Below are 12,377 nucleotides of genomic sequence, written 5' to 3'. Positions count from 1 at the left end.
TATGATTAATATGTTTCACGAATAATTAACAAAGAGAAAGGAATGGATAAGGATGGAGCTTCGCCATCTTCAATACTTTATTGCCGTTGCCGAAGAACTTCATTTCGGCAAAGCTGCGCTTCGGTTAAATATGACACAGCCGCCTCTCAGCCAGCAGATCAAACAGCTTGAGAAGGAAGTCGGCGTGACCTTATTAAAGCGCACGAAACGGGTTGTAGAGCTTTCAGCTGCCGGAGAAAGTTTTTTAAAACACAGCAGAAACGCGATCGAAGAAATAGACAAAGCGATTGAAATGGCGCAGAGAACGGCGCGGGGAGAGCTCGGCCGCCTTGTCGTCGGTTTTGTCGGCTCGGCCACATATGAATTTCTGCCGCCGATCATTCGGGAATTCCGCGAAAAATTCCCCTCCGTCAAGCTTGATCTGCGTGAAATTTCTTCTTTCAGACAGCAGGAAGAACTTCTGAAGGGGAACATTGATATCGGCATCCTTCATCCGCCTTTACAGCATTCCGCGTTACATATGGAAAAGGTGCAGAGCAGTCCGTGCATTCTGGCTTTGCCGAAGCAGCACCCGCTTACCGCTAAACAGACAATCGACATTCAGGATTTAAAAAATGAACCGATTATCACACTGTCGAAAGAAACATGGCCGACTTTATACCTAGAGTTTGTAAACTACTGCGAGCAGGCGGGCTTCAAACCGAAAATCGTTCAGGAAGCGACGGAGTATCAAATGGTGATCGGATTGGTTAGTGCCGGCATCGGTGTAACCTTCGTGCCTTCTTCTGCTAAAAAGCTGTTTAATCTCGAAGTCGCCTACCGCGGCATTAATCAGGTGCAGCTCACGGCCGAATGGGTCATTGCCTACCGCAAGGATAATCAAAATCCGATCCTGAAACATTTTCTGGATATTATGAATAAACGCCAGGCTTTATTGCAGGCGGATAAGGAAAATGCATAAAAAAGAGGGCCGCCGAAAGCAGCCTCTTTTTTTTGTGCTTTTATGGATTTTTACTAAATTGGTAGAAACGCTCAGTACACCTTACGACCTGTACCCGTATACATACAGTACAACTGATCAGGAGGGATAAAAATAACGGGGCGGCAATGACCCATCTAAAAGGAGGCAGAACACATTACACATATTACCGTCATTTTGACCCTGATTTCTTTCTTTGTGACCATTATTTTTATATTTTGGAGACCCGGGGGATTAAATGAAGCCGTTCCGGCGTCGCTGGGCGCCATTCTCGTTTTGTTATGCGGAACCGTTTCCTTTCATGATTTGGGGGATATAGGGTCAAAAGTCACCGGAGCCTCAATAACCATTATCTCCACAATGATTATGGCGATCGCGCTGGAAAGCTTCGGTTTTTTTAACTGGGCGGCGGCCAAACTGCTTCACCGCGCCAAGGGATCGGGCATCCGGCTTTTTTGGCTGACCAACCTGCTCTGTTTTTCAATGACGCTCTTTCTGAATAATGACGGCAGCGTCTTAATCACCACTCCTATTTTACTATTGGTCTTACAATATCTCGGACTTAAAAGACATCAGAAAACACCGTATTTAATAAGCGGCGTATTAATTGCGACGGCGGCAAGCACCCCGATCGGCGTCAGTAATATCGTCAATTTAATTTCTCTCAAAATGATAGGCATGGACCTTTATTTGTACACCAATATGATGTTTATCCCCGGCACGCTGGGACTGGTGTTTATGGCCTTTCTGCTGTTTGCCGTTTTTTACCGCCGTTTGCCGAAACAGCTCCCCGATATTCCGGTTCATTTTGACTCGCTGGAACACAAACGATATCATCCGCTTCAGCCTCCGCCAGACCCGACCCAAAACAGCCGTACGAACATCATGTTTTGTGTTTTGGCATTTGTATTGTTCGTCCGGATCAGTCTGTTTGCAGCTTCTTACAACGGCATATCCGTTTCGCTCGTGGCTGTCATCAGTTCAGTCATCCTGCTTGGCTGGAGATGGTTTTATTTAAAAATCGGACCGGCAGATTTATTAAGGAAAGCGCCTTGGCATATCTTTATTTTTGCCTTCACGATGTACATTATCATCTACGGACTGCATAATATCGGACTGACGGCGCTGCTTGTTCAGTCTATTGAGCCTTATGTCTCACAAAGCATTGCCCACGCTGCATCTATTATGGGCATTGCTACATCCGTCCTCTCTAATTTGTTCAATAACCATCCCGCCTTAATGATCAGCACTTTGACATTAACTGAAATGTCCATCGACCCATTAACCGTAAAAATCATTTATCTGGCTAATATTATCGGCAGTGATATCGGATCATTGCTTCTGCCGATCGGGACATTAGCCACGCTGATCTGGATGCATATCATCAGACAGCACGGCGAAAAAGTTTCTTGGTCAGAATATATCAAAACGACCATTATCGTTGTCCCTCTCACTGTCGTGTTTACCATTACCGTTTTATATGTTTGGATCAGTTGGATTTACCTTTAGCTCCCATGAAAAAAAACTGCCTGCTGTATAAGAGAGGCAGTTTTATCATTTATGGCAGGTGCATGGTTTTTAAATGATTCAATTTCCAAAAAACAGTATCGCCGTCTGCATTGGTCAGTTCAAGAATATTATCTGAGACATCCTGCAACAGCCCCACTTTATTCGGTATATCTCCTAAATCCAGAATAATCAGCTTCCCGATATATCTTTTTAATTGTTCCTCAAAATTCCGGACAAGGGGCACATTAGCGGGAACAACCGGCAGTTCTGAACTGTTTAATGTATACGGCGTCTGCTCATCGGAATAGGGTGTCAGCCATTTCAAATGATGCATCGAGATGAAAAGAGTCTTATAAACCGGAGAGAAGAAAACAAAATAATCATTTAAAACACTTGTCACATACCCATGAATGGAACGGTCTCCCGTAACAAATATTTCTGTGAATCTGCCTTTTATATGCTGGAGGGTATTCCGGTAAGAAAAGGAATGTTCCTGTTTTTCGGGATGCGGACTTTTTTTTCTTGCGTACGGTTCTTTATTCTCTTCGTCCGGGAGCGTCAATGTCATTCGCTGAAGGTGCAGCAGCGGAATATAAAGAAACGTCCGGCCGTCATGAATCACAATGATATCCTGACCGATATCCAAAAGAGTTCCTGAAAATGTCGTATTCCCCGATATCTCAATATCGACTTGTTTATCCAGAAATCTGCTTAATCCAGCCATTTCATTCCCCCCTCTCCCGCGTTTACGGACAATCTTTCCAATCATTTACGGCCGCGTTTCCACCGATAATCTATTGTCCTTAATACAGTGGCGTAGCTATAAGAGACCTCTTTCTCCCGTTTTGAGGATCGAACGGATCTTGATGATCTTTTCGACTTTTTGGAGGAAGTACGCTGCTCTTCGCGTGATTCTTCTTCATGCGGCTTTTCTTCTTCGGCGCTCTCTTTCTCACCTTTATTCTCGTCGTCTTTATTCTCCTCTTTTTTAGCTGCTCCTTTTGCCCCTTCGCTGATGCTCTTGATATGAAAAGGATAAATCCGCAGCACTTCTTTATCTTTCACAAGAGTGTAGTGGCCGTCGGAATTATCCACAAGTATTCCTTCAACTGCTTCAGGACCTCCGCGGTTGATGGATACCCATTTGTGGATCAGGCGTTTAAATATGCCGTGAAAATCATCAGCCATTTCAAATTCCGGGCGCTCCTCCTCTTGGCCGTCCTCTTCTTGTTCCGCGCTGATGCTTTTGACATGGTCGGCGTTAAAATATACAATTCCGTCATCTTCCGTTTCCAGCACGAGAAAATCATCCCCTGTTTCGTGAAGCTTTCCTCTTTTCGATTCGGGACCTCCCTGATTCAATTGCACCGTGCGATTGGTCATCCGGCTGATCAGGTCTTGAAAATCATCAGCTTTTTCACATTCTGCCGCTTCGGCCGGCGATACGGTTTCACTCGTATTTTCCGTCACACTTTTCACGTGTTTCCATTGATAATAAACGATTTTATTATCAACCTGAAGAGCGATATAATCCGATTGAATGTCTGCTAATCTCCCTGTCTTGGACTCCGGGCCTCCCCGGTAGACAGTAATCACTTTTCCTTCCATCGCATGCAAAAAGTTGTCATCAGACCGCTGCCGCTTCGTATTGCGTTTCATCTATTGTCCTCCTAGTCATTTTTCTCATAATGTAAAAAGCATAATGCATATATACGTATCACGATTATTTTCGGGAACTGATTCACCAGCCTATTTGTAAAAAATCTTTCTTCATTTCCAAATCAGATATTCCACCGCTCTAACTCACTGCTGATGAAGGCTGACCGCTCCTTAATGTATTCGCAAATCACTTCAGGCTCCCGGTCAAAGCAATCCATCTCTTCTTTCTTATATGGATCCTTCGCGACATGCGGCCTGATCTGCTCATACAGTGACATGACCTTCGGCTTCATATGTTCAATGGTAAACCGGGTCTGAAGCGTCTCTTCCAAAAGCCTTTTGTACGCTTTGCGGAAATACGGTTCATCCAGAAGCCTTGCAGTCAAGGTATTAAACCCTTGTATTCTGACATAATCGGCCTCCATCCGATCACCATGAATGTCTCTTCCCCACGTCGCATCGTAATCCCACGGAATGACTTCAAAAAGTCCCGTTTCATGATTCCGGTACAAAGCATAATTATGGACAAATCCATCGTAGTTTGAGGTAAACACGATGCCCGCAAGCCACCGCAAATACTTATCGGCGTCCAAGTGTTTGACGATCTCCCCCTTGAACTCTGACTTCGGCACGGTATTAATTTTATAGATCATATCCTGCAAGTATAAATCGTCTTCTTTCGTTCCCGTTTTCTTTTCATAACCAAGTTCGAGCGATGTTTTCGTATCCCGCTCCAGATCACTGACGAGGGAGAAATTGGCGTCGTCATCAACCGCGTAAAAAACAGCGCCGTCCGCCAAATTCCGTTTCGCCAGAAAATATTCATCCACTGACTCCAGCTCAAGATACACCCCCTCATGTCTGCCATTGATTTGCAGGGTTACGAAATTCGCCTTTGGTGACAGCGTCCCAAGCTCCGCGAAGAAATCGAGAGACAGCTTATTCCGCATCATCGACGGATCTTTGTATTCAGCGTTTAAATGTATCTCTTTCGCCCTGCGAAATGTTTTCGGCGAATAAAAAGCGATATGATACGATTTTTTCTTAAAATCTCTTATATGCGAGCCGCGGTACGCCAGATCAATGTCAAGCCGTTTTTGATTCACTCTCAGCACCGCGGGCACCGGATCATCATCCCAAATGTCTTTTTTCAGCTCCATTAAGTCTTTCGGGTGAATAAACAGCTGGTATAGAGGCAATGTTGATTGGTCTTTCATCAGTAAACCTCCCTGTATTAATTTAGGCTGTGCTTTTTATATAAAACTCAGCGAATCACACATACACTTTTTTCATTCATGCGTACTATGTGGTAGTAAGGATCGCATCCTTAAAACATATATCATGAGGAGGTTTCAAAATGGGCCACTATTCCCATTCTGATATCGAAGAAGCAGTAAAGTCCGCAAGCACCGAGGGATTGGAAGATTATTTGTACCAAGAACCAAAAAGCAGTAAGAAGAGAAAATCTCGCAAGCATAAAAAATCCCGTTCTCACAAAAAATCTCGCAGCCATAAAAAATCGTGCCGCTCTCACAAAAAATCTCGCAGCCATAAAAAATCGTGCCGCTCTCACAAAAAATCTCGCAGCCATAAAAAATCCCGTTCTCACAAAAAATCTCGCAGTCATAAAAAATCCCGGTCTCACAAAAAATCTCGCAGCCATAAAAAATCCCGTTCTCACAAAAAATCTCGCAGCCATAAAAAATCGCGCCGCTCTCACAAAAAATCTCGCAGCCGTAAAAAATCATGCCGGTCTCACAAAAAATCTCGCAGCCACAAGAAATCATGCCGCCGCAAGAAAAAACGCACGCAGAAAAAACCTTATCGTCCTCAGAAAAAAGACCCTTGCAAAAAAGACGATTACTGCAGCAAAACAGAGTACTGGAAAGACGGGAACATCTGGGTTGTAAAGAAAAACTACAAGTAACACCATTCGTAAATAGGCTGCCGGCTAAACGGAAGCCTTTTTCCTCAATCAGATATATGCCACGTGATAAGATATGCAGCCGGTTTTCTTTTGTTGTGTTTCCGAATTTTCTTTCTGTATAATCAGGTCATACGATAAAGAAAGGCGGCCGAAATCATGCATATCTTACGAGCAGACGAACTGAACGCAAAAGACACTTACAAATTGCTTTCGGGCACAGTCGTTCCCCGGCCGATCGCATTTGTCACTACGCGGTCATCCATCAACGGCGCCGTAAACGCGGCGCCCTTCAGTTTCTATAACGTTGTCTCCGCAGAACCGCCGCTTCTGGCCATCTCAGTCAGCCGCGCGGACGGTCGGCAGAAAGACACCGCGAGAAACGCACTCGCTCATCGGGAATTCGTTGTGCACGTCAGTGATGAGTCCATTATTGAAGACATTAACAAAACGGCGGCAAGGCTTGATCCTGATGTCAGTGAACTTGGCATGACAGACCTTTCTGTGACAGACAGCGCTTGCATCAGCGTTCCCGGTATAAAAGAAGCAAAAGTGAGGTTTGAATGTATACTCGAACGCCATCTTCCGTTCCAAAATGACAGCGGAGAAACGACGACAGACCTCATCATCGGCAGAGTCGTTTGTTTTCATTTGAATGACCAAGTATATGACGCCGATAAAGGCTACATACGGACAGATGAGCTGAAGCCTGCGGCAAGGCTCGCGGGGAATGAATACGCCAGACTCGGGAAGACATATACGCTTGTCCGCCCGACCTGAAGCAGGAACCATTATAATAGAAGAAACTAGTCAAAAAGACCCCTTTCGCAAGGGGTCTTTTTGAGTCTTTTACCATGTAACTCAGCCTAATGTCTTATAGAATGCCGAAACTTACAAGGCCATCACTCGTATGAAACGAGAGACACATTTTTAGGAGGAAGATGATGGATTTCATTCAGTTACTGATTTTTTCAGCCGTATTTATTTTGCTCAGCCTTATGTTTCAAGTATTTGCCGTCAAAGTTCTCAATATCGATTAATCGAAATCACACTGCTTATTACGGGCATCGCAGCGGTGACTTTTTTCAATGAAATGTACGTATTTGCGGGAGTTGTTTCTATTTTGCTGCAGCGGCATAATGGAATGGCGGCACCGGCGGGAGGAAAAGCAATATGTGTACGATTCGTTTTACGCGGGTCTTTCTGCCGCGCTTGGCGTGCTTATTTTTTTCATCAGTCAGCGTAGCTCTATACTCCTGCGGCCGCTCCGTCGCCGCGCGGGTCGGCCCCGCCTTGGAGAAAGCCTTCTTCATCAATGACGATCGCTGCCGCATGGCCCATAAGCCCGTCAAAATCACCAACGGTCTCGACGCGGTGGCCGCTCTGCCTTAGAGCTTCTCTCGTCTCAGGGCTGATTCTGCTTTCAACCCTCAGCCCTTCATACTCCTCTCCCCATGTCCGTCCCCAGACCCAGCGCGGCTCATTGATCGCCTGCTGGGGGTCCATTTTGTAATCAATGATGCGCGTAATCATCGCTGTCTGAGTTTGCGGCTGGCCTTCTCCTCCCTGGGTTCCGTACAGGATGTGAGGCTTTCCTTCTTTACAGGCCATCGCCGGCATGAGGGTGTGGAACGTCCGCTTGCAGGGTTCAAGTGTATTGACATGGGATTCGTCCAGCGAAAAAAATGACCCGCGGTTTTGCAGCAGAATGCCCGTCTCCCCGGCTGTAACGGCAGATCCGAACTCGAAATAGAGGCTCTGAATAAAGGAAACGGCATTTCCTTCCGCATCGGCGACGGCGGCATAAGCTGTGTCGCTTCCGACCGGCTGGCTTACCGCCGGCGCAGCCACGTTACCGATTTCTTCCGCAAGCTGCTTTGCATACCGTTTATCAAGCAGCCGATCCAGCGGAATATGAGAAAATGCCGGATCAGTCAGCACTTCATTCCGGTGCTGAAAACTCTTCTTCAGCGCCTCGATCAGCAGATGATAATAGTCAAAGGAACCATGTTCGATCTGAGAAAAATCATAGTTTTCCAATATATTGAGCGTCATTAAGCCTGTAAAGCCCTGTGAATTCGGCGGAGCCTGATAGATTTTGCACCCGCGGTAATCGGAGGATACCGGGTTCGTCCACTCGCCGCGGTGGGCTTTAAAGTCATCAAGTGTCAGACGGCTGCCGTTGTTTTGCAAAAAGGATGTGATGCGTTGAGCGAGGTCTCCTTCATAAAAAGCGCTTCTGCCTTTCTCGGCAAGCTGCTCCAAGCTGGCCGCCAGATCCTTTTGGACAAACCGTTCACCGGGCATGGGCGCTTTTTTGTTTCTCGTATAAATGGCCGAGGTGTAAGGCGTCGAGGCTAAAAGAGCGAGATTGCGTTCTGTGTGGGCGCATTGGTCGGCAGAGACCGGAAATCCGTTTGCCGCATAATCAAGAGCTGGCTTCAGCACCTCAGCGAGCGAAAGACGCCCGTACGCCGAAAGCACGGCATCCCAGCTGTCCGCCATTCCCGGAACGGTAATGGCGCTTTCTGTCCCGCGCAGAGGGATCGCTTCTCTGCCCCGATACAAGTCTCTCGTCACATGCTTCCCTGAACGGCCGCTTCCGTTATAAGCTTTGATTCGTCCCGTTTCTTTATGGTAAGTGAGCCAAAATGAATCCCCGCCAAGGCCCGTCATATGCGGATACACGACTGCCAGACAGGCGCTGACCGCCACTGCCGCGTCAAACGCGTTTCCGCCCTTTTCCAGAATGCCGGCCCCCGCCTGAGAAGCGAGATAATGCGGACTGACGACCATTTGTTTCGTTCCGATGGTTGAAGTATTCATGGCAAGCCCCTTTACAAATTTTCTCAAGTATAAAAAGCGGCTTCGCGGCCATCCACATTCCTGAAAGAAAATCTCACACACTATTTACTTTTCGATAAGAAATAATTCTAAGTCATTACGTATCGAAAACAATAAAAAATTTCTCCCTTCATACCGTAACGTTTCATGATACAATAATGTCTACCAAATGAAGGAAGGTGAAGCGGGTTGGAACATGAATACAGCATTCCGAATCTTGTCCTTGATGAAACGGATAAACAGATTCTTTCGATTTTGCACGAGGAAGGGAGGATTTCCTATACAGACGTAGGAAAGCGGGTTAACCTGTCGCGAGTGGCGGTTCAGCACCGCATTCAGCATTTACTGGATGCCGGTGTGATTGAAAAATTCACCGCTGTCATCAACCCGGCGAAAATCGGCCGCCATGTGTCCGTGTTTTTTAATGTGGAGGTAGAGCCGCAGTATTTGGAGGAAACCGCATTAAAGCTTGAAAAGGAGCCGGCCGTGACAAGCCTTTATCATATGACCGGACCGAGCAAGCTGCATATGCACGGCATTTTCGCAAATGATCAGGAGATGGAAGAGTTTTTGACAAAACGGCTCTATACGCAAAAAGGCGTCGTCAGCGTCGACTGCCAAATGCTGATTAAACGGTATAAAAGCAGAACGGGCATGAAGCTGTAAGGAGGACATAGCCATGAAACATCCCTATTGGGACATTACGGCGGCGATGATCCGAACGGGCATTTTCGGATTCGGGGGCGGCCCGTCGGTGATCCCGCTCATCCGCCATGAAGCCGTCAATAAATACAAATGGATAGATGATGATGAATTCGGAGAAATATTAGCGATCGCAAATGCGCTTCCCGGACCGATTGCCACAAAAATGGCCGCGTATCTGGGCTTTAAGCTGAAAGGCACGTTAGGCGCAATCGTGGCAACCCTTGCCCATATTCTGCCTACATGCCTTGCTATGGCGGGCTTGTTTGCGGCTGTCAATGTCTTAAGCCACTCAGCAATTGTTGCCGGCATGATTGGCGCCGTAACACCGGTAATCGCCGTCATGCTCGGCATTATGGCGTACGAGTTTGGCCAAAAAGCGCTTAAAGGTTTCGGCTGGGTCACCGGCATTCTGTTTTTTATCATCGGTTTTATCGGCCTGCAAACGTTACAGATCAATCCCGGCTTTGTCATTATTATTTTCTTAGCATACGGCGCGTTTCATTTTAAATTGAAAGACAAAATCACAAATAAACGTTCAAAAGATAAAGGAATGTCGGCCTCATGATCATGATTTATGTATTTATGGCGTTTTTTGTCGCAAACGCACTCGGATATGGAGGCGGACCGGCGTCAATCCCGCTGATGTTTGAAGAAGTCGTCAACAGATACAGCTGGCTCTCAAACGATCAATTCTCAAATATGCTCGCGCTTGCGAACGCATTGCCAGGCCCGATCGCCACCAAAATCGCGGCGTATGTCGGCTACAGCGCAGGCGGGTGGCCCGGGTTCCTGATTGCGCTGATCGCCACCGTCGTACCGTCGGCGCTCGCATTGATCGTCCTCTTGCGCATCATTCAGCGCTTCCGCCAATCTCCCGTCATCAAAGGTATGACGCTGTCCGTCCAGCCTGTCATCGCCGTCATGATGCTCATTCTTACCTGGCAAATCGGCGCAGACGGCATCAAAGCGATCGGCTGGGTTCAAGCGATAGTGATTGCGGGGATTTCCCTCCTTGCCTTGACAAAATTCAAGATGCATCCGGCCTTCCTGATTATCGCGGCGTTTTTGTATGGAGGGCTTGTGGTTCCTCATTTATAAAGAAAAGCACCTGGACAGGTGCTTTTTGTTTCAGTCCCGATATGTTGTTCGATATAGATAACTGTTTCTTCGTCTATGCTTCTTACATGTGATTCCTGTCATCCTCCCAGATGGCTTGATCAATAAAAAACATTTGCAGCCTCCCGGACTGCAAGTGTTACACGTGATTTTTCCGATAAAACGTTCGCAAAACATGCGTTTCAAGGTCAGCCAGACGGACAGGGATCGGCAGCCTGCTGTCTCGATTGATCATTTTCATTGTGATCTGATAGCTGCTTTCTAAATCAATGTTATGTCCGCAAGACAAGAAGATAGGCTTCACGTCCCAACGTGTCCGAAGCGCCCGGCCATATACCTCGCCGTCAATGAGAATATCGGTGTAGGCGCCGACTTCATTTTCGGGCATCTCAAAATCGCATCCTTTGATTTTGAGATAGGTTTTCGCAATCCCAATTGTAGGCTTACCCAGAAAAAAAGCCGCATGGGTGGCAACGCCCATATGATTGTAGTGCAGATACCCGTTGCCATCAAACAAAAACACATCCGGCTCCGCCTCCAGCTTTTCGGCCGCTTCAATGATCAGCGGCAGCTCGCGAAACGCAAGAAAACCGGAAACATACGGCACGCTGATTTTCCCCATGCTGTGCACTTTTTCAATCACTTCTTTTGTATCAGCGTCAATCACGATGATACTGCATACGCCGTACGGTTCCCCGTCCTGCTCCCAATAAGCGAGGTCGACGCCTGCGCATGTGTTGACGGAGTCTGGATGGATGACGGGGGATAGGTTAATTTTATGTATTAGGGATTGTTGTGTTTGAATAAAGTCCGATTCATCATTTAGATCTAAATCGTGAATTTGATGTATTTTCATTTCACTTGTTTTCCTCTCTTAAAATAGTCTTCGCTCTCAATCGTCCTATGTGTCGATCTAGCGAAGACTCCTTCAACAAATTATATCTTTTATTAAAATTCATTTTTCATTTCTTTCATAAAAATAAGGTTCAATTGTTTAAGTAATTCTTTAAGTTCAGTACACATAATATCTTCTAAAGGATTTTCCCAATCTTCGTTTTTTATCAGTTCAATGCCATAACTTCCAGTTGGATCGCCTTCTGGGTACCACCCTACATCAAGCAGCAAATTTTTAGTTTTATGAGAAATCTGCAGGAGGTCTTGATTAAAGTCAAATAACCAAGCATCATCATTTTCCTCTAGAGTTTTAGGGTCAGTATCTTTTAATGTAATATAATCAACAGTCCAACCCGCCGGTATCTTAAGCCTTAAGAAATTGGGAACATGTTGGCTTAGCTGCTGCAAACCCTCTAAAACCCCACTACCCACAGTCCAGATTTGATATTCTAACTCTTCCAATAATTGTTCCATTTCATTAAAAGAGTCTTCTTTATAAATCTTATCCTTTTTCAAGCTTATTAATTTGATATGATATTGTTCACTTTCATAAATTACCTTAATTAATGCATTTCGTTTCTCATTTTGGAGGTTTAATAATTCATATTTTTCTTCCATTCTTTTTTCTGAATTTAAATTGTTCTGTACTACAGACCAACCATTACAGATTTTCAATGGCTGCAATTGAGAAATTTGATCTCTGTCCATCCTGCTTCTCCTTGTATTCCACATTGTTATATTATCTAT

Annotated in this window: 13 protein-coding genes and 1 pseudogene; 8 read left to right on the top strand and 6 right to left on the bottom strand. The window is 45.8% G+C overall.

What is annotated here, in order from left to right; all coding sequences use genetic code 11:
* The first annotated feature begins 52 nt into the window (after positions 1–52).
* The gene (gene alsR, locus NQS30_RS01050; protein WP_007407528.1) at positions 53–961 is read left to right on the top strand and encodes an acetoin biosynthesis transcriptional regulator AlsR; all 909 of its coding nucleotides are present in this window, start codon (positions 53–55) and stop codon (positions 959–961) included.
* Between the two features lie 195 nt (positions 962–1,156).
* On the top strand, positions 1,157–2,488 hold the full coding sequence (locus NQS30_RS01045; RefSeq protein WP_012118610.1) for an arsenic transporter: 1,332 nt from the start codon (positions 1,157–1,159) through the stop codon (positions 2,486–2,488).
* 49 nt (positions 2,489–2,537) lie between these two features.
* Here NQS30_RS01045 and NQS30_RS01040 read toward each other — a convergent pair whose 3' ends face one another.
* From NQS30_RS01040 to NQS30_RS01030, 3 genes are all read right to left on the bottom strand, one after another.
* Positions 2,538–3,212: a hypothetical protein gene (locus NQS30_RS01040; RefSeq protein WP_007407530.1), complete on the bottom strand. Its 675-nt coding sequence runs from the start codon at positions 3,210–3,212 to the stop codon at positions 2,538–2,540.
* Between the two features lie 41 nt (positions 3,213–3,253).
* Complete coding sequence (locus NQS30_RS01035) at positions 3,254–4,147, bottom strand: hypothetical protein (RefSeq protein ID WP_015240724.1); 894 nt, start codon at positions 4,145–4,147, stop codon at positions 3,254–3,256.
* Positions 4,148–4,269: 122 nt separating this feature from the next.
* Positions 4,270–5,364, bottom strand: a complete 1,095-nt coding sequence (locus NQS30_RS01030) for a CotH kinase family protein (RefSeq protein WP_025285385.1) — start codon at positions 5,362–5,364, stop codon at positions 4,270–4,272.
* A gap of 140 nt (positions 5,365–5,504) precedes the next feature.
* On the opposite strand from NQS30_RS01030, the gene NQS30_RS01025 reads away from it, so the two are divergent.
* The 3 genes and pseudogenes from NQS30_RS01025 to NQS30_RS01015 form a co-directional block, all read left to right on the top strand.
* Complete coding sequence (locus tag NQS30_RS01025) at positions 5,505–6,074, top strand: CotG/ExsB N-terminal domain-containing protein (protein ID WP_117363998.1); 570 nt, start codon at positions 5,505–5,507, stop codon at positions 6,072–6,074.
* A gap of 156 nt (positions 6,075–6,230) precedes the next feature.
* On the top strand, positions 6,231–6,851 hold the full coding sequence (locus tag NQS30_RS01020; RefSeq protein WP_012118614.1) for a flavin reductase family protein: 621 nt from the start codon (positions 6,231–6,233) through the stop codon (positions 6,849–6,851).
* A 164-nt stretch (positions 6,852–7,015) separates the two neighbouring features.
* Positions 7,016–7,309: pseudogene (locus tag NQS30_RS01015) on the top strand (hypothetical protein); the annotation flags it as partial.
* A gap of 10 nt (positions 7,310–7,319) precedes the next feature.
* On the opposite strand, the gene ggt reads toward NQS30_RS01015, so the two are convergent.
* Positions 7,320–8,897 (bottom strand): gamma-glutamyltransferase, encoded by a 1,578-nt coding sequence (gene ggt, locus NQS30_RS01010; RefSeq protein ID WP_015240728.1) that lies wholly within the window; start codon positions 8,895–8,897, stop codon positions 7,320–7,322.
* Positions 8,898–9,104: 207 nt separating this feature from the next.
* On the opposite strand from ggt, the gene chrS reads away from it, so the two are divergent.
* From chrS to chrA, 3 genes are read left to right on the top strand one after another with little or no spacing between them, the layout of a single operon-like run.
* Entirely contained in the window at positions 9,105–9,581 is a 477-nt protein-coding gene (gene chrS / locus NQS30_RS01005) for a chromate efflux transcriptional regulator ChrS (RefSeq protein ID WP_007407537.1), read from the top strand.
* A gap of 13 nt (positions 9,582–9,594) precedes the next feature.
* Positions 9,595–10,185: a chromate efflux transporter subunit ChrB gene (gene chrB / locus NQS30_RS01000; RefSeq protein WP_218791401.1), complete on the top strand. Its 591-nt coding sequence runs from the start codon at positions 9,595–9,597 to the stop codon at positions 10,183–10,185.
* Positions 10,182–10,718, top strand: coding sequence for a chromate resistance efflux protein ChrA (gene chrA, locus NQS30_RS00995; RefSeq protein ID WP_015240730.1), 537 nt, complete (start codon positions 10,182–10,184; stop codon positions 10,716–10,718). Before chrB ends, chrA begins: the two co-directional genes overlap by 4 nt.
* 157 nt (positions 10,719–10,875) lie before the next feature.
* Here the strand turns inward: chrA and NQS30_RS00990 are convergent, their stop codons facing one another.
* Positions 10,876–11,592 (bottom strand): endonuclease V, encoded by a 717-nt coding sequence (locus tag NQS30_RS00990; RefSeq protein ID WP_015240731.1) that lies wholly within the window; start codon positions 11,590–11,592, stop codon positions 10,876–10,878.
* A 92-nt stretch (positions 11,593–11,684) separates the two neighbouring features.
* Positions 11,685–12,338, bottom strand: a complete 654-nt coding sequence (locus tag NQS30_RS00985; protein WP_015240732.1) for a hypothetical protein — start codon at positions 12,336–12,338, stop codon at positions 11,685–11,687.
* Positions 12,339–12,377 lie beyond the last annotated feature (39 nt).

This window comes from Bacillus sp. B1(2022) (genome assembly GCF_040259625.1).
Lineage (GTDB): Bacteria > Bacillota > Bacilli > Bacillales > Bacillaceae > Bacillus > Bacillus velezensis.
The sequence above is the reverse complement of the archived record's forward strand: the minus strand, read 5'-3'. Positions and strand labels throughout refer to the sequence as shown.